General features: G+C 64.5%; 13 protein-coding genes. 4 read left to right on the top strand and 9 right to left on the bottom strand.

Annotated elements, in window-relative coordinates; translation table 11 throughout:
• Positions 1–20 precede the first annotated feature (20 nt).
• The 6 genes from VBE63_RS06380 to rsxA form a co-directional block, all read right to left on the bottom strand.
• A complete protein-coding gene (locus VBE63_RS06380; RefSeq protein WP_323682167.1) occupies positions 21–731 on the bottom strand; it encodes an electron transport complex subunit E in 711 nt (236 codons plus the stop codon).
• 124 nt (positions 732–855) lie between these two features.
• Entirely contained in the window at positions 856–1,650 is a 795-nt protein-coding gene (locus VBE63_RS06375) for an RnfABCDGE type electron transport complex subunit G (protein ID WP_323682166.1), read from the bottom strand.
• On the bottom strand, positions 1,650–2,783 hold the full coding sequence (locus VBE63_RS06370; protein ID WP_323682165.1) for an RnfABCDGE type electron transport complex subunit D: 1,134 nt from the start codon (positions 2,781–2,783) through the stop codon (positions 1,650–1,652). Before VBE63_RS06370 ends, VBE63_RS06375 begins: the two co-directional genes overlap by 1 nt.
• Positions 2,777–4,303: an electron transport complex subunit RsxC gene (gene rsxC / locus VBE63_RS06365; protein ID WP_323682164.1), complete on the bottom strand. Its 1,527-nt coding sequence runs from the start codon at positions 4,301–4,303 to the stop codon at positions 2,777–2,779. Before rsxC ends, VBE63_RS06370 begins: the two co-directional genes overlap by 7 nt.
• Before the next feature lie 32 nt (positions 4,304–4,335).
• Positions 4,336–4,863 carry an RnfABCDGE type electron transport complex subunit B gene (locus VBE63_RS06360; RefSeq protein WP_323682178.1) on the bottom strand — a complete coding sequence of 176 codons (528 nt, stop codon included), beginning with the start codon at positions 4,861–4,863 and terminating at the stop codon, positions 4,336–4,338.
• 78 nt (positions 4,864–4,941) lie between these two features.
• Positions 4,942–5,517, bottom strand: a complete 576-nt coding sequence (gene rsxA / locus VBE63_RS06355) for an electron transport complex subunit RsxA (protein ID WP_201246821.1) — start codon at positions 5,515–5,517, stop codon at positions 4,942–4,944.
• A 489-nt stretch (positions 5,518–6,006) separates the two neighbouring features.
• Here rsxA and nifL point away from each other — a divergent pair, with 489 nt between their 5' ends.
• Together nifL and nifA are read left to right on the top strand one after the other, a co-directional pair.
• Entirely contained in the window at positions 6,007–7,737 is a 1,731-nt protein-coding gene (nifL, locus tag VBE63_RS06350; protein WP_323682163.1) for a nitrogen fixation negative regulator NifL, read from the top strand.
• Between the two features lie 127 nt (positions 7,738–7,864).
• The gene (nifA, locus tag VBE63_RS06345) at positions 7,865–9,433 is read left to right on the top strand and encodes a nif-specific transcriptional activator NifA (RefSeq protein ID WP_323682177.1); all 1,569 of its coding nucleotides are present in this window, start codon (positions 7,865–7,867) and stop codon (positions 9,431–9,433) included.
• Positions 9,434–9,436: 3 nt separating this feature from the next.
• Here the strand turns inward: nifA and purL are convergent, their stop codons facing one another.
• A complete protein-coding gene (purL, locus tag VBE63_RS06340) occupies positions 9,437–13,774 on the bottom strand; it encodes a phosphoribosylformylglycinamidine synthase (RefSeq protein WP_323682162.1) in 4,338 nt (1,445 codons plus the stop codon).
• A gap of 308 nt (positions 13,775–14,082) precedes the next feature.
• Here purL and tsaA point away from each other — a divergent pair, with 308 nt between their 5' ends.
• Together tsaA and rapA are read left to right on the top strand one after the other, a co-directional pair.
• A complete protein-coding gene (gene tsaA, locus VBE63_RS06335) occupies positions 14,083–14,793 on the top strand; it encodes a tRNA (N6-threonylcarbamoyladenosine(37)-N6)-methyltransferase TrmO (protein ID WP_323682161.1) in 711 nt (236 codons plus the stop codon).
• A 238-nt stretch (positions 14,794–15,031) separates the two neighbouring features.
• Entirely contained in the window at positions 15,032–17,971 is a 2,940-nt protein-coding gene (gene rapA / locus VBE63_RS06330) for an RNA polymerase-associated protein RapA (protein WP_323682160.1), read from the top strand.
• A 224-nt stretch (positions 17,972–18,195) separates the two neighbouring features.
• On the opposite strand, the gene VBE63_RS06325 is transcribed toward rapA, so the two are convergent.
• Both VBE63_RS06325 and VBE63_RS06320 read right to left on the bottom strand, forming a co-directional pair.
• Positions 18,196–19,254, bottom strand: coding sequence for a general secretion pathway protein GspB (locus tag VBE63_RS06325; RefSeq protein ID WP_323682159.1), 1,059 nt, complete (start codon positions 19,252–19,254; stop codon positions 18,196–18,198).
• A 137-nt stretch (positions 19,255–19,391) separates the two neighbouring features.
• Complete coding sequence (locus VBE63_RS06320; protein ID WP_323682158.1) at positions 19,392–21,311, bottom strand: ExeA family protein; 1,920 nt, start codon at positions 21,309–21,311, stop codon at positions 19,392–19,394.
• Positions 21,312–21,428 lie beyond the last annotated feature (117 nt).

Below are 21,428 nucleotides of genomic sequence, written 5' to 3'. Positions count from 1 at the left end.
CTGGCTCCATGAAAACAGGCTCAGCGCGAGGCGGCCGAGGTCTTGGCGGCGCCGCGCCCTATTGGCAGCCGGAAGCGCTTGAGCAAGCGCTGCCCGGCGAGCAGAAAGCCAAGCGCGAGGAAGCCGCCGGGCGGCAGGATCATCAGCAGGAAGCCGCGATAGTCCGGAATCAGCGTCATCTCCAAGAAGCCCATCGTCTCGCCGAGCAACAAGGAAGCATTGGCGAACAGGGTGCCGGAGCCGATGATCTCGCGCAGCGCGCCGAGCGTCATCAGCACGAGCGTGAAGCCGATGCCCATCATCAGGCCGTCGAACACCGCCGGCGCGACCCGATTGCGCGAGGCGAAGGATTCGGCGCGACCGAGAATCGCGCAGTTGGTGACGATCAGCGGAATGAACAGCCCGAGCACCTTGTGCAGATCGTGCAGCCAGGCGTTCATCGCCAGATCGACCAGGGTCACCAGGGTGGCGATGATGAGCACGAACACCGGAATGCGCACCTGCGGCGTGATCAGTCCGCGCAGACTCGACACCAGCAGCCCGGAGGCTACCATCACCACCAGCGAGGCAAGCCCGAGCCCGAGGCCATTGGTGGCGGTGCCGGTGACCGCCAGCAGTGGGCAGAGCGCGAGCATCTGCGCCAGCACCACATTGTTGTCCCAGAGCCCATCGCGAGCGATCTGGCCCCAAGGGGTGCGTTCGCGCGTGGTTTCATCGCCGTCTGCGGTCATCACAAAAGCGTCCAGTGAGCCAAAAAATCATCGAACAAGCGCTTGGATCTGAACCAGGGGCGCAGCTGAACAAGGAGTGCTCGACCGATGGTGCTGACACAGCAAGTCCGAAAAGAGCGGTGAGTCATTGGCTGGTCTCAACCCTGATGACGGCCGAGGCGGTCAACGCATCGCGCTCTGCGGCAAAGGTCTCGAGCCCGCTCTTGATCGCCGCGACCACGGCGCGCGGAGTAATGGTCGCGCCGCTGAATTGATCGAAGACGCCACCGTCCTTCTTCACCGCCCAGCGCTCGGGCGGCGGATCGCGCAGGCTGAGACCATTGAAGGCCGTGATCCAATCGTCGCGGCTGATCTCGATCTTGTCGCCGAGGCCCGGCGTCTCGCTATGCGAGAGCACGCGCGCGCCGAGGATGCGCCCGTCGGCGCGGATACCGAGCAGCACGCGGATCGGGCCGGCATAGCCCTGGCCGAGGGTTTCGAACGCGACGGCGGTCACATCCAGCCCGTCGAGCGCGCGGTAGACAGTGATCGCATCGGCACCCTGGCGGCGGGCGGCAGGCCTCGCCGTCGGACCCGCATCGGCGCCCGCGGTTGATTTTGCAGCGGCTACCGCCGCGCTACTCATCGCGCTACCCGCGCCCGCCGTCCAGCGTGGCAGCAGCAAGGGATTGGCGAGCAGATCGTTGTCATGCAGCGAGTCGGGGATCACCTGTTCTAGTGACGCGCGCAGATCCTCGGCCTCGCGCTGAGCGATCGGCCCCTTGGTGAGCAGATTCCCAACTACCAGCAGCGCTGAGGCCGCGAGCGCGAAGCCCCCGAGTAGCAGCGTTTGATAGCCGATTCCTTCACGGTCGAGTTTCGGCAACACCCAAGGCCGCAGGCGGGACAAGGCTCGAGATGATCCCTGATCTTCGTTCATCACTTGCCCTCCCCGGTAGCAGGTGCAGTTGCATGACCCGCCGTCGCCTGGCCAGTCGCCTCCTCGGGCACCGGCAGCGGCTGCCCGCGCCGATCGCGACCGAAGATGCGCGGCTTCAGATAATGATCGAGCATCGGCGTTGCCGCGTTCATCAGCAGGATCGCGAAGGCGGCGCCCTCGGGATAGGCACCAAAGGTGCGGATCAGATAGATCAGCAAGCCGATGCCAGCACCAAACACCGCCTGCCCCATCCGCGAGACCGGCGAGGTGACCGGATCGGTGGCGATGAAGAAGGCCGTCAGTAAGGTGGCGCCGGCGAGCAGGTGGAGCAGCGGAGCGGCGAAGCGGCTCGGGTCAATCAGGTGCAACAGGCTAGCGGGAACCACGACGCCGAGTAGCACCGCGACCGGAATCACCCAGTCGATCACGCCCTTGCGTAGCAGGAAGAGTCCGCCGAGCAGCAGCAGTAATGCCGAGGTCTCACCCAGGCTGCCGGGGATGCCGCCGAGCAGCGCGCTCAACGGCGGGAACAGCGCCGGCATCGCCGCACCCAGATCGCCGCCTTGCTGCAGGGCCAGATCGACCTGGCCAAGGATCGAGGCCCCGCTCATGGCATCCCAGGGCGCAGCCAGCCCGTCCAGGCTGATAGTCAGGGCATCACCGAGGCCTGGCGCCTGCGCGAAAAATAACGGCTCTGGCCCTACCCACTGCGTCATCTCCAATGGAAAGGAGACCAGCAACACCACCCGCGCCACCATCGCCGGGTTGAACAGATTCTGGCCGAGCCCGCCGAACACCTGCTTGCCGATGACAATCGCCACGAAAGCCCCCAGGAAGCCAATCCACCAAGGCGCCCAAGGCGGCAAGGTCAGCGCCAGCAGCCAGCCAGTGAGCAGGGCCGAGCCATCGAGCAGGCTAGGCTTAAGCGGCTTGCCAGCCAGGATTAGCGCCAGTGCCTCGAATAGCAGCGCAGCACAGAGCGTCACCAAGAACAGAAAGATCGCTGGCCAGCCGAACTGCCAAAGGCCAAGCAAGGTTGCCGGCAGCAACGCCAGCATGACCAGCCGCATAGTCCGCTCGATGCTGACCGGCGCATGCGCATGGGGGCTGGCGACCACTGATGGAGTTAGCATGCATCCACCTCCGCGGTGACCTGCCCCGTTACTGCCGCCTGCTTCGCAGTAGCCTCATTTGCAGCAGCTTCGGCCTGCTTCTTCGCATCCGCCTCGCGCTTGCGCTTGGCCATCGCCTCACGCTTAGCTCGCTTCTGTGCCTCCAACCGTTGCGCCCGCTGTTCGGCCAGGCGCTTGGTCTCGGTCTGCTTCTGCTTGGCGCGCCCACGCGCGGCGAGTTCGCCCTTGGCATGGTTGAAGCACTGAACCAACGGCAGATGCGCCGGGCAGACGTAGGCGCAAGAGCCACAGCCGATGCAGTCCATCAGCCCGTTCGCGACCGCGGCATCGAGATCGCCGGCGCGCACCTGGGCCGCCATGGCAAGCGGCAGCAGACCGCAGGGACAGGCCTGCACGCAACTGCCGCAGCGGATGCAAGGGGCAGGCTCGCGCAAGCCAGTCTCGGCTGCGGTCAGCGCCAGGATGCCGTTGGTACCCTTCATCACCGGCACCCGCAGCTCTGGAATCGACTGCCCCATCATCGGCCCGCCAGCGATCAGGCGCGCGGGCTCCTCGCAAAAGCGCCCGCAATGCTCGATCAGATCCTCGATCTTGGTGCCGATCAGCACGCGCAGATTTTTTGGCGCGCTGATCGCCCCGCCGGTGACGCTGATCACACGCGAGACCAGCGGATGGCCGAAGCGCAGCGCTTCACGCACAGCGAAGGCGGTGGCCGGATTGTGCACCACCACGCCGATATCGGCGGTCAGGCCGCGCGCCGGCGTCTCCTGGCCGGTCAGCGTCTGCACCAGATGCTTTTCCGAGCCCATCGGATAACGCAGCGGCAGACGCACCACCTCGGCCCCATCGAGATCGGCGGTAGCATTCTGCATCGCCGTCAGCGCCTCGGGCTTGTTGCCCTCGATACCGATGATCAGGCGGCTCGCACCGAGCGCATGCGCCATGATCCGCGCACCATCGACAACGGCTGCCGCCTGCTCGCGCATCAGCTGATCATCGCAGGTTAGATAAGGCTCGCACTCGGAGCCGTTGATGACCAAGGTCGAGAGCCGATAACGCTTGCCGAGTCCGAGCTTGACCGCCGCTGGGAAGGTGGCGCCACCCATGCCGACGACGCCGGCCTCGGCGACCCGTCGGGCAATCTCGTCAGGCTCCAATGCAAAGGGATCATCGACTCCGGCGATGCGCTTATGCCAGCGATCCTTGCCATCCGGTTGCAGGCTGATGGTCCGCACCGAGAGCCCGGAGGGATGATTCGCCGGATAGAGCCCGAGGCCGACGATTCGACCCGAGGTCGGCGCGTGGATCGGCGCCGAGACCGCGCCCTGGGCACGCGCGATCAGCTCGCCCTTGGCGACGTATTGGCGCCGCTGCACCAGCGGATTGGCGATCGCGCCGATATGCTGCTGTAGCGGGATGTGCAGCAACTTCGGCAGCGGTAGCGGCTCGATGGGCCGACCAGCGGAGCGATCTTTCCGATCCTCCGGATGAACACCACCGCGGATGTTGAATAAGCGCATGCGGGACTCTCTCAGCAAGTGCAGCCTCTGGCTCATGCAGCCAGCGGATTGGGCCAGACCCAATTGCTCGGTGTGAGCGTGGCGGGACGCATCTCAATGCATTCGGTTGGGCAGACCTCAGCGCAGTCGCCGCAGCCCACGCAGGCATCCTCGAACACCGCATGGATCTGGTCCTTGGCGCCGACGATGGCATCGGTCGGGCAGCGCTTGAAGCACTTGGTGCAGCCGACGCAGAGCTTCTCGTGCACAAAAGCAACCTGCGGCGCCTGCTCGGCGACGGCGCTCAGATCCACACTCACCCCCAAGCGTTCCGCGAGCGCCTGCACCAACGCCCGGCCACCCGGCGGACAGAGCGTTACTGGGGCCTTGCCCTCGGCAATCGCCGCTGCTGCCGGGGCGCAGCCAGGAAAACCACACTGGCCGCACTGCGATCCAGGCAATAAGGCTTCGATCTCGGCCACCAGTGGGCTCTCCTCGACCTTCAGGAAGCGTGCCGCCACGCCGAGCAGCGCGCCCAGCCCCAGGCCAAGGGTGGTCAAGCTCAGGATTGCAGAAACCATCATGTCGACATGCTCCAATGATGATGAGTCAGTCAAAAGCGTCAGTCACCGCACCGGAGCGCCTGTGCTTCACGAACTTCAGGCCAGCCCAGCAAAGCCCATGAAGGCTAGGGATAACAGCCCGGCGACGATAAAGGCGATCGGCGCCCCGGCGAAGGTCGCCGGCACCTGCGCCAGCGCCAGGCGCTCGCGCAGTCCCGCGAACAGCACCATCACCAGCGTGAAACCCAGCGCCGAGCCAAAGCCATACAGCAGGCTCTCGACAAAGCTATGCTGCTCTTGCACATTGAGCAGCGCCACACCGAGCACCGCGCAGTTGGTGGTAATCAATGGCAGAAAAATGCCGAGCACCTGATACAGCATCGGCGAGAGCTTGCGCACCATCATCTCGGTAAACTGCACCACTGCCGCGATCACCAAAATGAAGGTCAGGATGCGCAGAAAGCCGATCTCCAGCGGCTCCAGCACCCAATGCTCTAGCAGCCAACTCGCCGCTGCAGCCAGGGTCAGCACGAAGGTGGTTGCCAATCCCATGCCCAGCGCTGTATCAAGCTTCCCGGAGACGCCCATGAAGGGGCAGAGGCCAAGAAATTTGACCAGCACCACATTGTTCACCAGGGCGGTGGCGAGGATGAGCATCAGAGATTCGGTCATGGCGTATCGGCAAGGCGCTCCGAAAGCTGGCAGTGAGCGCGCAGCCAAGGCCGCTCGCACTCGAGGCTGGCGGTCATAAAGCAAACCTGATGCCATCACGCCGCAACCACCGCCATCAGTGGCGCAGATCAATCCAGCGCTGGGCGAAAACCGCATCAAACCGGGCCTTGGCCGGCATTGCCTTTGTCCGAGTGACACTGACCGATGCCAACGAGCTGCCCCGTGACTGTCGTGGACGAGACAGCCAAGATGCTGCGGTGCAGCACATTGTCGTAAAACCGACAAGGCGGACGCTGTTGCAGGTCGATGCAGTGCAAGTCAGGGCTAGTCAGGGCAAGGCAGCAGTAGGCAACAGCAGAACGCGTAAAACGGCATGAAACCTGGCATGAAGTATGCTTAAATAGTAGGCCCGCGGCGTGGCCGATCATCGGCTTCTGATTGCGCGCGGCACAGGCACAACAACGACAGGTCAGGATAGAGGAGACACCCATGGCTCGATCATCCCCCGAGGGCAGTGCATCCCATTCGCAGCCCCACCACAACCCGCCCACAAAGATCGCTGCCAGCCCCTCTGCCATGGCCACCTCGGACAACGACGAGTCGATGGTGCGCAATGCCATCGAAGGCTTCCTACGCGAGCCGCCTGTAGGCACTCCGCCCGAGGTCATCACCGCCCTCCGACTGATGGCCGGTGATGCCGCTGATCCGTTGCCGCCCCGGCTCTATTTCGAGACCGTGGAGCAATCCCCAGTCGCCATCTCGATCACCGACTCGACGGCGAATATCCTCTATGTAAACGCAGCCTTCGAGCACCTGACCGGCTATCTCCGCGATGAGGTACTGGGCAGGAATCAGTCGATCCTATCGAGCAATGCGACACCCGACAGCATCTACCGGCAGCTCTGGCGCACCATCCAGCGCAAGAAGACCTGGACCGGCACCCTGGTCAACCAGCGTAAGGGAGGCGATGAGTACCTCGCCGAACTGGTCATCTCGCCCGTGCTCAACAGCAGCGGCGAGATTGCCTACTTCCTCGGCATGCATCGAGACGTGACGCGCGAGCATGAGCTGGCCTCCGCTCTCAGGCAGCAGAAGACGCGTATCGAGAATGTGCTCGACGCGGCCCCAACGGTGATGGTGTTGCTGGATGCCGAGGGCGAGATCATTCTCGACAACATGGAGTACAAGAAGCTCTTTGGCGACCTGCGCGGTCGCGAGCCCTTACCGCTGATCCGCGCTGCGCTGCGCGAGCAGGCCGGCTTCGATCCCATCGATCGTACCGTTCCCGCCAGCGGCAAAGGTGAGGACTTCAAGAATGTCGAGGTCAGTCTCGAGGCTCCCGGCCACCTCGGACCGCGTTGGTTCTCCTGCTCCGGCACCTGCATCAGTGAGCAAGACGGCAGCGCCCGTAGCTACTTTGGACGCGGCAAGCATGGTGACGCGCGTCTGTTGCTGCTGGCCACCGATGTCACCGCCCGCCATCGCGAGATCGAGCGCGCGCACCTGGAGCACCTGCGCGCCCGCATCGCCGAGCAACGCCTGACCCAGGGCATGCGCGAGGCACTGACCGCGGCCAGCTACCAGATTCAGACCCCACTCAATCTGCTCCGCGCCGCCAGCGCCATGCTCGCCAATGGCGCCGGTACCCTCGAGGGCTTTGCACCGACCCTCGCGCAGATCACCGAGACCAGCGAGCAGGCGCTGAAAACCTTGCAAGCGGCACTCCCAGACGAGATCATTGAGGCCGGCGTCAGCGTCAACGTCAACGAGCTCGTGCGCCATGTCCTCGCGCTCGAAACCGAGGCATTGTTGGCCTCTGGTGTCACCGTCGATTGGCGCCCGGCGCATGTGCTGCCCGAGATCACCGCCCGGCAGACCGAGCTCCGCTCGCTGTTCAAGAACCTGATCGACAACGCCTTGCAAGCAACCCGGGAGGGTGCAACCGGCCAGCGCGAGCTGCACATCAGCACCCGCGCGCTCGATGACGCGGTTGAGGTCTGCATCCAGGATAGCGGCCCGGGCTTCCCGAGCGGCGATCGCTACAAAGCCTTCGAGCCTTTCTATATCGGCTGGCGCAACCGTCGCGGCCGTGCCGGCATGGGATTGCCGCTCGCGCAGGAGATCGCCAACCAGCATGGCGGCAGCATCGAGATTGATCCAGACTACAGCAATGGCTGCCGCCTCCTTGTCACCCTAACCAACGCCCTGCCCCGTGACTGACCGAGATCCAGTGACGATAGACGACAAGGAATTCGCGGACGCGCCAGCGCTGGACATGCGCATCGTGACGCGCCCAGAAGCGGCCTCCAATACAACCGCCGGTACGCCCCCAGAAACAGGACCAGCCATGAACCGGGCCGATCTGCTCGAGGCGCAGCTCGCCGCGCTCTTTGATGTCAGCCGCATCCTCAGTCGCTCACTGCAGCTCAGCGAGACCCTGCGCGCGGTCCTGCAAACCCTCCACGAGCGTGGCCGTCTCTGCCTCGGCATGGTCAGCCTGCTCGACGAGGAATCCGGTGATCTACTGATCAGCGCCCTGCACGACGACGACGCGGCCCCGTTCGAGAAGGTGCGCTATCGCCGTGGCGAGGGCGTCATCGGGCACATCCTCGAGACCAACCGCGAATGGCTGCTGGAACGGGTCAGTGACGAGCCCCGCTTCCTCGACAAGCTCGGCATGTTCAACCGCGACCTGCCCTTCATCGGCGTGCCGATCCGCATCGGCGACGGGCCTGCTGTGGGGGTGTTCGCGCTGCAGCCGTCGGTGCGCGATGAGCACCTGCAACAGCGCGCGCGTTTCGCCGAGATGGTCGCCAATCTCATCGGCCAGGCGGTGCTGCTGGCACGCTCGGTCGATGCTGAGCGCCGCGCGCTGCGCGAGGAGCGCGATGCCCTACGCCGCCATGTCAAAGGCACACACGGCTTCGACAGCATCATCGGCCACACCCAGCGCATGCGTATCGTCTTCGAACAGGTGCGTCAGGTCGCGAAATGGAATACCACGGTCTTGGTGCGTGGCGAATCCGGCACCGGTAAAGAGCTGATCGCCAACGCCATCCACTACAACTCGCCGCGCGCACAGAGTACCTTCGTCAAGCTCAACTGTGCGGCGCTGCCCGACAATCTGCTCGAATCCGAGTTGTTCGGTCACGAGAAAGGCGCCTTCACCGGCGCGGTGAGCCAGCGCAAGGGCCGCTTCGAGCAGGCCGACGGCGGCACCCTGTTTCTCGATGAGATCGGCGAGATCAGCCCAGCCTTCCAGGCCAAACTGCTGCGCGTGCTGCAGGAGGGCGAATTCGAGCGCGTCGGCGGCAGCCGCACCATCAAGGTCGATGTGCGGGTGATCGCGGCCACCAATCGCAACTTAGAGCAGGAGGTCAAGGCCGGCGAGTTCCGCGAAGACCTCTACTATCGGCTCAATGTGATGCCGATCGTGATGCCAGCACTGCGTGAGCGCATCGAAGATGTGCCCGAGCTGGCCCAGTTCCTGGTCGCCAAAGTCGCCAAGCAGCAGGGTCGCGAGCTCAGCATCACCGACAGCGCGCTGCGCGTGCTGATGCGCTACGACTGGCCCGGCAACGTGCGCGAACTCGAGAACTGCATGGAGCGCGCGGCGGTGATGAGCGAATGCGGCATCATCGACCGCGACGTGATCGACCTCACTGGGCTCGATGTCGGCAACCTGCCGGAACCGCGCGCGGCGTTTTCTTCGCCCGCTGGCTTGGGCTCAAGCGCTGGCGCCGCAGACGACGCGATCGACTTCGAAGACCCGGACGTCGACGAGCGCGAGCGGGTGATCGCCGCGCTGGAGCAAGCCGGCTGGGTCCAGGCCAAGGCCGCGCGCCTGCTCAACATGACACCACGCCAGATCGCCTATCGGATTCAGACGATGAATATCAAGGTGAAGCAGTTCTAACGCTTACTCCAGCCAAACGCGCGCATTGCGAAACAGCCGCATCCAGGGGCTATCCTCGCCCCAATCGTCCGGATGCCAGGACTGCTGAACGGTACGGAAGATTCGCTCCGGGTGCGGCATCATGATGGTGACGCGACCGTCGGTGTTGCAGAGCCCAGTGATGCCATCTGGCGAGCCGTTCGGGTTGGCCGGGTAGCGGATGGCCGGCTCACCATCGGCCTCGATGTAGCGGAGCGCGGTCATCGGCCCTGCGGCCCGCTGCTGCGCCAAGTCACGAAACTCGGCGCGGCCCTCGCCGTGCGAGACGACGATCGGCAACCGCGCGCCCTGCATCCCTTGCAGCAGGATCGATGGCGAAGGCGCCACCTCTACCATCAGCAGCCGCGCCTCAAATTGCTCCGAGCGATTGCGCACGAAGTGCGGCCAATGCTCGGTGCCGGGAATCAACTCGCGCAGGTTGGCGAGCATCTGGCAGCCATTGCAGACGCCGAGCGCAAAGCGGTCTGAGCGCGCGAAGAAGGCCTCGAACTGCGCGCGCGTGCGGGGATTGAACAGGATGGTCTTGGCCCAGCCCTCGCCAGCGCCGAGCACGTCGCCATAGCTGAAGCCCCCGCAGGCAGCCAGCCCCTGGAAGCCGTCGAGCCCCAGACGACCCTCGAGCAGGTCGGACATGTGCACATCAATGCAGTCGAAACCGGCGCGATCGAAGGCAGCGGCCATCTCGATCTGGCCATTAACACCCTGCTCGCGCAGTACCGCGAGTCGTGGTCGGGCACCCGTCGCAATCAAAGGCGCGGCGATGTCCTCGTCCGGATCGAACGGCAATCTGACTGTTAGACCCAACGCATCGGCGCTGATCTGCGCAGAGGCCTCGTCGGCGGCAATGCGGGCAAATTCCTCATCGGCGCAGTCCGGATGGTCGCGCAAGCGCTGCATCTGCCAACTGGTCTCGGACCAGACCTGTTGCAGCTCGGCGCGACTGGCCTCGAAGAGCAGCCGATCACCTTGGCGGATGCGGATCAAGCCGTCGGTGCGCGGTACGCCAAGCACCTGGCCGCAGGCGCCGAGGCCATGGTCGGCGAGCCTTTTCATCACCGCCGCCAGTTCAGACGCAGGCACTTGCAGGACCGCACCAAGCTCCTCGGCGAACAACGCGGCGAGCGGGTCGCGCCGCGTCCCGCGCAACGCATCCCCGGCTGAACCCCCGCCAGCGCTCGCGACATTCGCTGTCTTCGCAATACCCGCTGCAGACGCGTCGCCCTGAGCGACCGAAACCGAAAGCGCCTCGTCTTCTTCAGCCGCATCACCGAGCCCGGGCAGTGCGCCCAGATCACAGTCGATCCCGCAGCGTCCGGCAAAGGCCATCTCGCACAGGGTCGCGAGCAGGCCGCCGTCGGAACGATCGTGATAGGCGAGCATTAGCCCGTCGGCGCGCAACATCTGGATCGCGGCGAAAAAGCCCTTCAGCAGTTCGGCGTCATCCAGATCCGGAGGCACCTCGCCGAGGTGCTCATAAACCTGGGCCAGCGCCGAGCCGCCAAGGCGATCCTGCCCGCGCCCGAGATCGATCAGCACCAGCACCGTGTCGCCGAGATCGAGTCGCAGCCAGGGCGTCAGGCAGCGGCACACATCAGGTACCGGCGCCACTGCCGAGATCACTAGCGAGAGCGGCGCGGCCATCTCGACGCGCTCCGTACGTCCATCATCGCCAGCAGCGCCGCGACTTTCTGAGCTGTTCGTAACCTGCGCAATGCCAGTGCTTTCTGTCGATCCGCTGTCAACGTCATCCGCCGCAGAAGCGGCTTCCTGTTCCGATATTGGCCGCTCCCAGACCGTCTTCATGCTCATCGAGTCCTTGCCAACCGGGATCGCAATGCCCAGCGCTGGACAAAGTTCGAGGCCGACCGCGCGCACCGTCTCATACAGCCGCGCATCCTCACCCGGATGTCCCGCTGCAGCCATCCAGTTCGCCGAGAGTCGCAGATCGCTGAGCGCGGCGACATCGGCGGCGGCCATGTTGGTGACCGCCTCGGCCACGGCCATCCGCCCCGAGGCCGGCGCGTCGAGCAGCGCGATCGGGGCACGCTCACCAACTGACATGGCCTCACCGTGGCAGCCATCGAAATCGGTCAGCGTAACCGCGCAGTCGGCCACCGGCACCTGCCAGGGGCCGACCATCTGATCGCGCGCAACCAAGCCGCCGACGCTGCGATCGCCAATCGTGATCAAGAAGCCCTTAGCGGCCACCGTCGGCAGGCGCAATACGCGCCCAACCGCCTCGGCCAGGTCGATTGCAGCCAGATCGAGCGGATCACCAACGGCCGCATCCGAGCGCACATCGCGCTGCATCTGTGGCGGTTTACCGAGCAGCAGCGACAGCGGCATCTCAATCGGGACAGTGCCAAACTGGCTGTCCTTCAGGCTCAACTGCTCATCATCGGTCGCCTCGCCGACCACCGCATAGGGGCAGCGCTCGCGCGCGCAGATGGCCTCGAACTCGGCCAGCCTCGCCGGATCGATCGCCAGCACATAGCGCTCCTGCGCCTCGTTGCACCAGATCTCCATCGGCGACATGCCTGGATCGGCATTCGGTACCCGACGCAGCTCGAAGTGCCCGCCGCGGCCGCCATCGTGCACCAATTCCGGCAGCGCATTCGACAAGCCGCCGGCGCCAACATCGTGGATGAACAGGATCGGGCTCGCCTCGCCGCGCGCATTGCAGCGGTCGATGACCTCTTGGCAGCGACGCTGCATCTCCGGGTTAGCACGCTGCACCGAGGCGAAATCGAGATCCTCGGCGCTGGTGCCGCTGGCCATGCTCGAGGCCGCACCGCCGCCGAGGCCGATTAGCATTGCCGGCCCACCGAGCACGACCAGCGGCGCACCCGCCGGAAATTCACCCTTTTCGACATGCATCGCGCGCACCGTGCCGACGCCGCCGGCGAGCATGATCGGCTTGTGATAGCCGCGCAGCTCGACGTCACCCCCAGCGCGCGGTCCCTGCTCCTCGACGCCGCTGCCCGCCCGCGGTACCTGCTGCTCGAAGCTGCGAAAGTAGCCGGCCAGGTTCGGGCGACCAAACTCGTTGTTGAAGGCGGCGGCGCCGATCGGCCCATCGCGCATGATCTCGAGCGCCGAGCAGATCCGCCCTGGTTTGCCCCAATCGTGCTCCCAGGGCTGCTCGGCGCCGGGGATGCGCAGATTCGAGACCGAGAAGCCGCAAAGGCCGGCCTTCGGCTTGGCGCCACGGCCGGTCGCGCCCTCGTCGCGGATCTCGCCGCCGGAGCCAGTCGCTGCGCCTGGATCGGGCGCAATCGCGGTTGGATGGTTGTGGGTCTCGACCTTGAACAGGATGTGCAGCGGCTCATCGCTGCGTCGATAGCGGCCGTCGCCCTCGCCGGACGCGGCGAAGCGTTGGCCTGGCCAGCCGGCGATCACCGCAGCGTTGTCTTTGTAGGCGGAGAGCACGCCCGCCGGCGAGCAGGCTGTTGTATGGCGGATCATCGCGAACAGCGACTGCGGCTGCGGCTCGCCGTCGATGACCCAGTCGGCATTGAAGATCTTGTGGCGGCAGTGCTCGGAATTGGCCTGCGCGAACATCATCAGCTCGACGTCGGTCGGATCGCGGCCGAGCGCGGTAAAACGCTCGGCGAGATAAACGATCTCGTCGGCGGAGAGCGCGAGGCCAAGCCCGATATTGGCCTGCTCCAGTGCCGCGCGCCCCCCGGCCAGCAAGGGAACCCGCGTTAGCGCGCGCGGCTCAGCCTGCATGAACAGGCGCGCGGCCTCGGCCGGATCGCGCAGCACGACCTCGGTCATGCGATCGTGCAGCAGCGCGGCAGCGGTCGCGAGCGCGGTCTCGTCGAGGCCTTCTGCGGTCAGCGGCTGCAAGCGATAAGCGGTACCACGCTCGAGCCGGCGCACAGCGTCCAGTCCGCAGTGCTGGGCGATGTCGGTCGCCTTCGATGACCAAGGCGAGATGGTTCCCGGCCGCGGCACGACGAGAAGCAGCGCAGCATCGCTGAGCGCATCGGCGCCAGCAGAGGCGACCGCAGTTCCAGATCCAGCTCCAGCGGCGAGGACTGCACTGTCGCTCAAGCCTGGGGTGGAATCCTCTTTGAGCTCCGGCGTCGATCGATCAGGCGTCTCGGGCGCTGGACCATAGCGCAGCAATCTGACTAGCACGGCCTCTTCAGCGGCATCGAGTGGCCGCGCCAGATCGGCGAAGTGCACGAACTCAGCCGTCAGCTTGCAATCGGGAACAGCGGATGCGCGCAACCGCGCCTCGAGCTTGGACAGACGAAAATCGGACAAAGCGGGCGCGCCGTGCAAGATGCGCATCAGAACGGACTCCAAATCAGGGATCGCGAGAATCAGCCCGTAGATGATACGCGAGCCAGACCCTATAGGGCCTGGATCAGCGACAACTCATCTCAGCCCCCTGCCTTGCGCTAGGCTTTACCGGACACTCGCCTTCTGAGAAGGCAACGACGAACGGCAGCTAAACAGGCAGCTATAGCCATCTGACCTGATCACCGGACAGCAAAGAACCGCAGGGCATAGAGCCTATGGTCTGCAAGTCAGGGCGAATGACAATATAAAGGCAGCTAAAAGGCCACTACAAAGGCTACTAAGAGGGCAACCACCAGATGCGTTTTGAGTTCGAGCCGATCGGCCTCTGCCGTTCACCCTATACCGACAAATTCGGCATTCCGAGGCAGCCGCGGCTGGTCACCGCCGCCGAGGCGCGAATCGAGCTCCTGCCGCCCTATGACCGCGAAGAGGCCTTCGCCGGGCTTGAAGGCTTCTCCCATGTCTGGCTAGTCTTTGTCTTCCACCAGGACTGCCTCCAGGCCGGTTGGCGCGCGCAGGTTCGGCCACCGCGACTAGGCGGACGCGACAAGGTCGGGGTCTTCGCCAGCCGCTCGCCCTATCGACCGAATCCGATCGGGATCTCGGCGGTTGCCCAGCACGGACTCGAGCGTCAAGGCAAACGACTGATGCTCCGAGTTGCTGGCGCCGATTTGCTCGACGGCACGCCGATTCTGGATATCAAGCCCTATGTGCCCTATGCCGATGCGATTACTGACGCCGTGGGAGGTTTCGCCAATACCCGTCCGGAAGCCCGTTTCCGGGTCGACTTCAGCGAACAAGCCCACCGCCAGATGAACGAGCAGGACGTCGATAACCGTCTGCGGCTGCGCGATCTGATCGAGCAGGTGATCGCCCAAGATCCCCGTCCCGGCTACATGGATCGCTATCCTGAACGGCGCGAGTTCGCGCTGCAGCTCTACGACCTGGAGATTCAATGGCGCATCGATGCCGAGCGCGTGCTGGTCACCAGCGTGCGGCCAAGATAGCGCCGCGCTGGCACGCGCGCATCGCAAATCGCTGGACCCCACTGGCGCTTGTGCGCAGCGGGAAAAACCCTGAGGCGGTTGCTGATCGCTGCTTTGCGGCCAGGCTACATCGCCGCCTGCTTGATGTTCAGATCACGCAGTCGAGCGAGCAAAGGCAAAAGTCCGGATAATTCGCCTGTTATGTTGGATTTCACCTCCGTCCTTTTGATCTGCGCCCTTCAGTCGCCCGAGCTGCCCTATGCCTGAGCCCGCCCCCGCCTTTGCCGTTGGCCAACGTTGGCTCTCTGAAACTCAGCCCGAGCTCGGGCTCGGCATGGTCGAAGCCGTTGAGCATCGGCGCGTCACCCTGCTGTTTCCAGCAACCGGTGAGCGCCGCACCTATGCAGCCGACAATACGCCCCTGTGGCGGGCTCGGCTTGCCGCCGGCGAGCTGTTGCGTGACCTCGAAGGTCAAGACCTGACCGTGGTCGACCTGCTCGAGCACAATGGATTCATCACCTATCTGGTGCGCGACACAGCGGGCAACGAACAGCCGCTGCCCGAGACCCGTATCGACCCCAGGCTGCGCCTCAGCCGCCCACAGCAGCGCCTGCGGGCTGGGCGTCTCGACAGTGATCACTGGTTTCGGCTCCGCATGCAGGCCCTGGATCAGACCGCGCAGCTGGCAACCGCTCCCGCGCGCGGGCTGCTCGGTGCGCGCATCAGCCCGATTCCGCACCAGCTGCATATCGCCGCTGAGGTAGCGGACCGCCATCATCCGCGTGTGTTGCTGGCTGACGAGGTCGGTCTTGGCAAGACCATCGAGGCTGGTCTAATCCTGCATCGACTGCTGCTGGCCGGGCGCGTGCGCCGGGTCTTGATCCTGGTGCCTGAGCCGCTGTTGCACCAATGGCTGGTTGAGCTGTTGCGACGCTTCAATCTGCGCTTTGCGTTGTTCGATCACGCCCGCGCCAATGCCCTGGCGGGAGGTGCTGATGCGCCGAATCCATTCGAGTCCGAGCAGCAGATCCTCTGCAGCCTGGACCTGCTGACCGGGGATCTGAGCCTGGCCGATGCCGCGCTTCATGCCAGCTGGGATCTGCTGATCTGTGACGAGGCACATCACTTGGAGTGGTCACCCGAGGCCAGCAGCCCTGCCTATGACCTGGTTGCCGCATTGGCGGCTATCACGCCAGCCGTGCTGCTGCTGACCGCGACTCCTGAACAGCTCGGTCGCGCTGGTCATTTCGGCCGCTTGCGGCTGCTCGACCCGGAGCGGTTCGGTGACTACCAGCGTTTCTTGGACGAGGAGCAGGGCTACGCCCCGGTAGCTGCGCTAGTCAGCCGTCTGCTCGAGGAAACGCCGCTGACCGAAGAGGAGCAGGCGCAGCTCGATACATTGCTCGATGACGCCGAGATGGCGTCAACCACAGATTCCGAGACCAAAGAGGATCGCCAGGCCATCATCGATCAGTTACTCGACCGCCACGGCACCGGCCGGGTGCTGTTCCGCAATACTCGCGCGGCGATCAGCGGCTTTCCGCAACGCGAGCTGCATCCTGCACGACTGACACAGGATGTTTCAAGCGATCAGGGCGATCAGGGCGATCGGCACAGAGCAGACGACCCCCAGGAGGAGGCCGACCAGCGCGCTGCCACCACAGCCGGCACGCTGGATGCGATCGATGCCATGGATGCGCTCGACCCCATCAATGCGCTCTTGGCGGCGATCGAAAACTCGGACTGGCTCAACAGCGACCCCCGGCTCAATTGGTTGATCGCACAGTTGCGAGCCCTCGCGCCCGCTAAGCTGTTGCTGATCACGGCCACCGCCGAGACCCTGCTCGATCTGCGCCGAGCCCTGCTCGAGCGCGCCGGCATCCAGGCTGCGGTCTTCCATGAAGGCATGCCGATTGTCGAGCGCGACCGCGCCGCCGCCTTCTTTGCCGACCCCGAGGAAGGCACCCAGATCCTGCTCTGCTCCGAGATCGGCAGCGAGGGGCGCAACTTCCAGTTCGCCCATCATCTGGTGCTGTTCGACCTGCCCGCCGACCCGGAACTGCTGGAGCAACGGATCGGGCGTCTCGACCGAATTGGCCAGACCGAGACCATCCGCATCCATGTCCCCTACCGAGCCGATACCGCGGATGAGATCCTCTTCCGTTGGTATCATGAGGGTCTCGATGCCTTCTCTGCCCATCAACCCGCAGCCCCAGCAGTTTTCTGGGAGCAGCGTGAGACACTGGAGGCCTTGCTCGCAGACCCAGCGCCAGCGCCTGCCGAGATCGACAGCCTCATCACCGAGGCCAAGACCCTGCGCGCGCGGCTCGACGCCGAGCTCGCCGCTGGTCGGGATCGGCTGCTCGAGCTCAGCTCGCATCGACCCGCGCGCGGCGCGGCACTGGTCGAGGCGCTCGAGGCGGAAGATCAAGATCCGACGCTCGAGACCTTCTTGACCGGGCTCTGGGATGCCTTTGGTGTCGAGCGTGAGATTGGTCCGGGTGGCAGTATCGTGGTTCGTCCCGGCAATCACATGCTGCAAGAGCGCTTCCCCGAGCTCCCGGATGAGGGAATGACGGCAACCTTCAGCCGCCAGCATGGTCTCGCGCATGAAGACCGAGGCTTCCTGACCCGCGAGCATCCCATGGCGCGTGCCGCACTGGAGCTGATCACAGGCTCGCACATGGGCACGAGCGCATTGGTTCTGACCCAAGCCCCCGGTTTTGCCTCCAGCGCCTTGCTGTTGGAGGCGGTTTATGTGGCCGAATGCCCAGCACCGCCGATTCTGAATGCGCAGCGCTTCCTGCCACCGACGGCGCGGCGCATGCTGATCGACGAACAGGGCCAAGAGCGTAGCGCTGAGATCGACCCGAATACCCTTGGCGGCAAGTGTCTGCGTCCACGCCGACCGCTGGCACGCGCGCTGTTAAAGGCCAAGAGCAAGGTCATCGAGGCGATGGTGGCCCTAGTTGAGCAGCAGGCCAGCCGCGAGAGCCGCGCCTTAAGGGAGCAGGCAAGTCAGCTGATGCGTGAGCAGCTTGACGCCGAGCTCGCGCGCTTGCGGGCACTGGCGCGTCGAAACCCGGCGGTACGCGCCGAGGAGATCGAGGCCCTGGCAGCGGAGCGAGATGCGCTGGCTGAGGCGCTCGCCAATAGTCGACTGCGCTTGGATGCTGTCCGCCTCATCGCCTTTGCTTAGGCTGGCTCGGGGGGCCGAAAACCAGCTCGGGCATCAGGCATCATCCTAAAAAGCGCATTTCAACCGCAGATGGCGCAGGTTAACGCAGAGATTTCAATGCATTGCAGCCGTTCATCGCTTCACCTGATGGGTGGCCTTGCTAAACCTGCTAAGATCTTGTTTTATATTATTTTAATCTGTGAAAATCTGCGTCATCTGCGGTTTATAGGATCATCGGTTGCCTGTTAAGGCGACTGGAAGAAGCGATGCTCCTCGTAACGCACAATCGCGCCATCGGCGAGGACCTGCTCGACGAAGAAGCCATCGCGCGTCAACCCGCCTTCGCGGACCTTCGAGCCATTCAGATAGACGAAGCGCCGGGCGGGATCTTTGTCGTAGACATGGACCGTCATCAGAAACGGCGGTAGCTGCTGTCGCAAGCGCGATGATAAGGGTGGCGGCCGGTCAGCCGCTCTCCCTTGGCGATGCGGCTGAGCGTTGCTGTCGGTGCTGACTTGGCTCGATTCTGGGCTCGATTCTGAAACGGCCGGCTTGTCCCGCGCCGGCGCTTGGAAGTTCGTGCTGGATGCAGTGCCAGCCTCGGTTTGAAATGTCCGCTTGAACGCCTCGATCTCGGCAATCAGCTCCGGTGGCACTGGCGTTGAATCCTGCGCCGGCGGGGCAGTTCGCTCCGAGCTTGACTGCCGGCGCTCGATCGAGGGCGAGACATCGGGGCCGAGCAGCGCACGTCTCAGCTCATCGGCACCGCGCGGGAGGCGCTCACCCGGCTTCGGTGGTGCTGGCACGATGAGCACCTGCGGCTCGACACTGAGATCATCCGGGTCACTCAGACCTAATGCTGCTCCTGATGAGGCGTTTGCCGTTCTCGCTTCATCAGGCTCTAGGCCGATCGCGCGAGCGCCCTGCTGAGAGGCGACGGCAAGCCCGTCAAGGCCATCTGGAGATTCCGATTCAGAATCGCCTGCTGTACCGGAAGCCGGTCTAAGTTCCGCATCCTTGACCGCGCCGACATCGGCGCTGTTGCTGGCGCCAATGTCGGCGCTGACAACTCGCTCAGACGGGCCACTGTCCGCCATTGATGCATCAGGAGCGCCCGTTGGTCGCAGCGCAGCATAGAGCGCAAGCACCGCCGCAAGCGCTGCCAGCCCGACGGCGGCCAAGACCCAGGGCTGGGAGCGAGCGAACTCAGGTGGATCATCAAAGGCCGTCGCCTGCAGGCGTGGCACCTGACCCATCTCGCGCGCCTGCTGCGATTTCTTCAGAGCTTCCAGGATGTAAGACATAGGGGGTTGAGGCTATCAGCCAATCAGTCAATCGCTGCTAGAGATATTCGCACTGACGACCAGACCACTTAGGACAAGCACATCAGTGCTGGGCTTTCCGGCTTGTGGCGTCCTGCGATCAGGCGGAAAGCGCATCTTTAGGGATTCCGTGACCGGCTCAAACGCGGAATCTCGTTGTCTGCAAGCGCATTGTTTAACAGGATCAGGGTGCGCGGCCCAGCGATGCCATCGACCGCAAGTCCGCGCGCAGCCTGAAACTCCCGCACCACTGTCCTCAAGTTGGCGTCATAGTGCCTGCTGGTCGTATCGCTCAGCGAGGCGTCGGGCAGCGCAGCCAACTGCTCCCTGAGCCAGCGCACGGCATCGCCGCTCGTGCCGGGGCCGATCATCCGCACGGCGTTGGGCGGCAGCCGCCAGAGCATCAGCACATCCCCCGACCAGCGCTCATCGAGGCTGGCGATCGGTACGCGACGCAGTGTCTCATCGCGTTGGAGCACGGCATATTCGTCATCGATGCCGGTGATCAGCGCATACCGCTCCTGACCATCGACTCTGAGCTGCAGCACGGCCGGCCGATCGAATAGGCGCAAGTCGCTCCAGCGTTCGCGAGAGCGCTCACAGTCGAGCCCTAGGGTTGTGACCTCCTGACAGTCGGCAGCGACCTCTGGCTCATAGCCCCAGCGCCGCACCAGCGCCGAGACCGACTCGCCCTCCTCGAGCAAGAGCTCGGGAAGCTCGCTCAGGTCGGCTTCTGGCACCTGCGGCCTGATCCGCGCGAGTGAGATGCGTGGAATGCCATCATGGGTTGCGGGCAGCGTCGTATGAGCATCCTCAACAGTGGTGAGAGATTCTGCCGCCTTTGCGGCCAGATTTTCCCCAGACTCGACGCCGGAATGCTCATCTGACATTGCTTCGGACCCGGCTCCTAGCGCAGAGGTTGCCCCGGCGATCTGTTCACCGCCGATCTCTGAATCAGCAGGGGGCGGCGCATCTTGGTCCTGCGCCTGCTCAGTCTTGCCGCCAGCGACGCTGGTATCGGTTGCTTGGCTTGCATCGGCATCCGCCAAGTGCACCGCGGCGCCCTCCTCAGCGCTCAATTCGGCCCAGACCTGGGCCGCTCGATCCAGCTGCTGTTGTGCGCGCTCAAAGAGGCCAGAGGCGCCTAGCCAGCCACCGAGCCCGAGGGCCAAGACCAGAGCTGCAGCCATCGCCCATGGCGACTGGCGCTGTGGCCATTGCTGAGGCTGTTCGCCAGCCAGCAGCTCACGCGCGGCCCGGCGCACAATGGCCGGCGTGACCTGCATGCGCCGACTCACGGCAGCACCGAGCAGCGAGCGATCGCAGATCAGGTTGATCAAGCGCGGCACGCCACGCGAGCGCCGGTGGACCTCGCGCAGGGCCGCGGCGCTAAACAGCGGCCTCTGCACACCAGCCACGGCAATCCGGTGATCGACATAAGCGGCCGTTTCGCGCGCTGACAACGAGCTCAGGTGGAAACGCGCTGTGATGCGCTGGTTGAGCTGTCGCAGCTCGCGCGAGGCCAGCATCTCGCGCAGCTCCGGCTGACCGATGAGAAAGATCTGCAGCAGCTTCTGTTTCGAGGTCTCGAGGTTGGTCAGCAGCCGTACCTGTTCGAGCACCCTGGGTCGCAGGTTCTGCGCCTCATCAATGACCACCACCGGATGACGACCACGCGCATGGGCATCGAGCAGGAAGCTGTTCAGCCGATCCACCAGCACCTTGACCGAGTCCTGATGGTCGGGTGTTGCAACGCCGAACTCTTGGCAGATCGCATGCATCAACTCGATCGCGGTCATCGCTGGATTCAACACCAGCGCGACATCGACCTGCTCCGGCGTCTGCTCTAGAAAGGCACGACAGATCGTTGTTTTGCCCGTGCCGACCTCGCCGGTCAGCAAGACGAAGCCACCATTCTCGCCAGCCCCATAGAGCAGGTGCGCCAGGGCCTCGCGGTGCTGCTCGCTCAGGTACAGATACTGCGGGTCTGGGGTGATGGAGAAACTGGCTTCGCTGAGGCCGAAATAGTTGAGGTACACGGCTGAACCTGCGCGATTGCGCGGACGGAGAAATAGGGGCTTCCCGATACGGGATGCACAGTTTTGCTGTCGCATAAGGCTTTGCTGTTGCATAAGGATAGCAAGCAGCAGGCGCCA

The organism is Lamprobacter sp., from assembly GCF_034860625.1.
Lineage (GTDB): Bacteria > Pseudomonadota > Gammaproteobacteria > Chromatiales > Chromatiaceae > Lamprobacter.
This window is presented reverse-complemented; position numbering and strand designations above follow the sequence as displayed.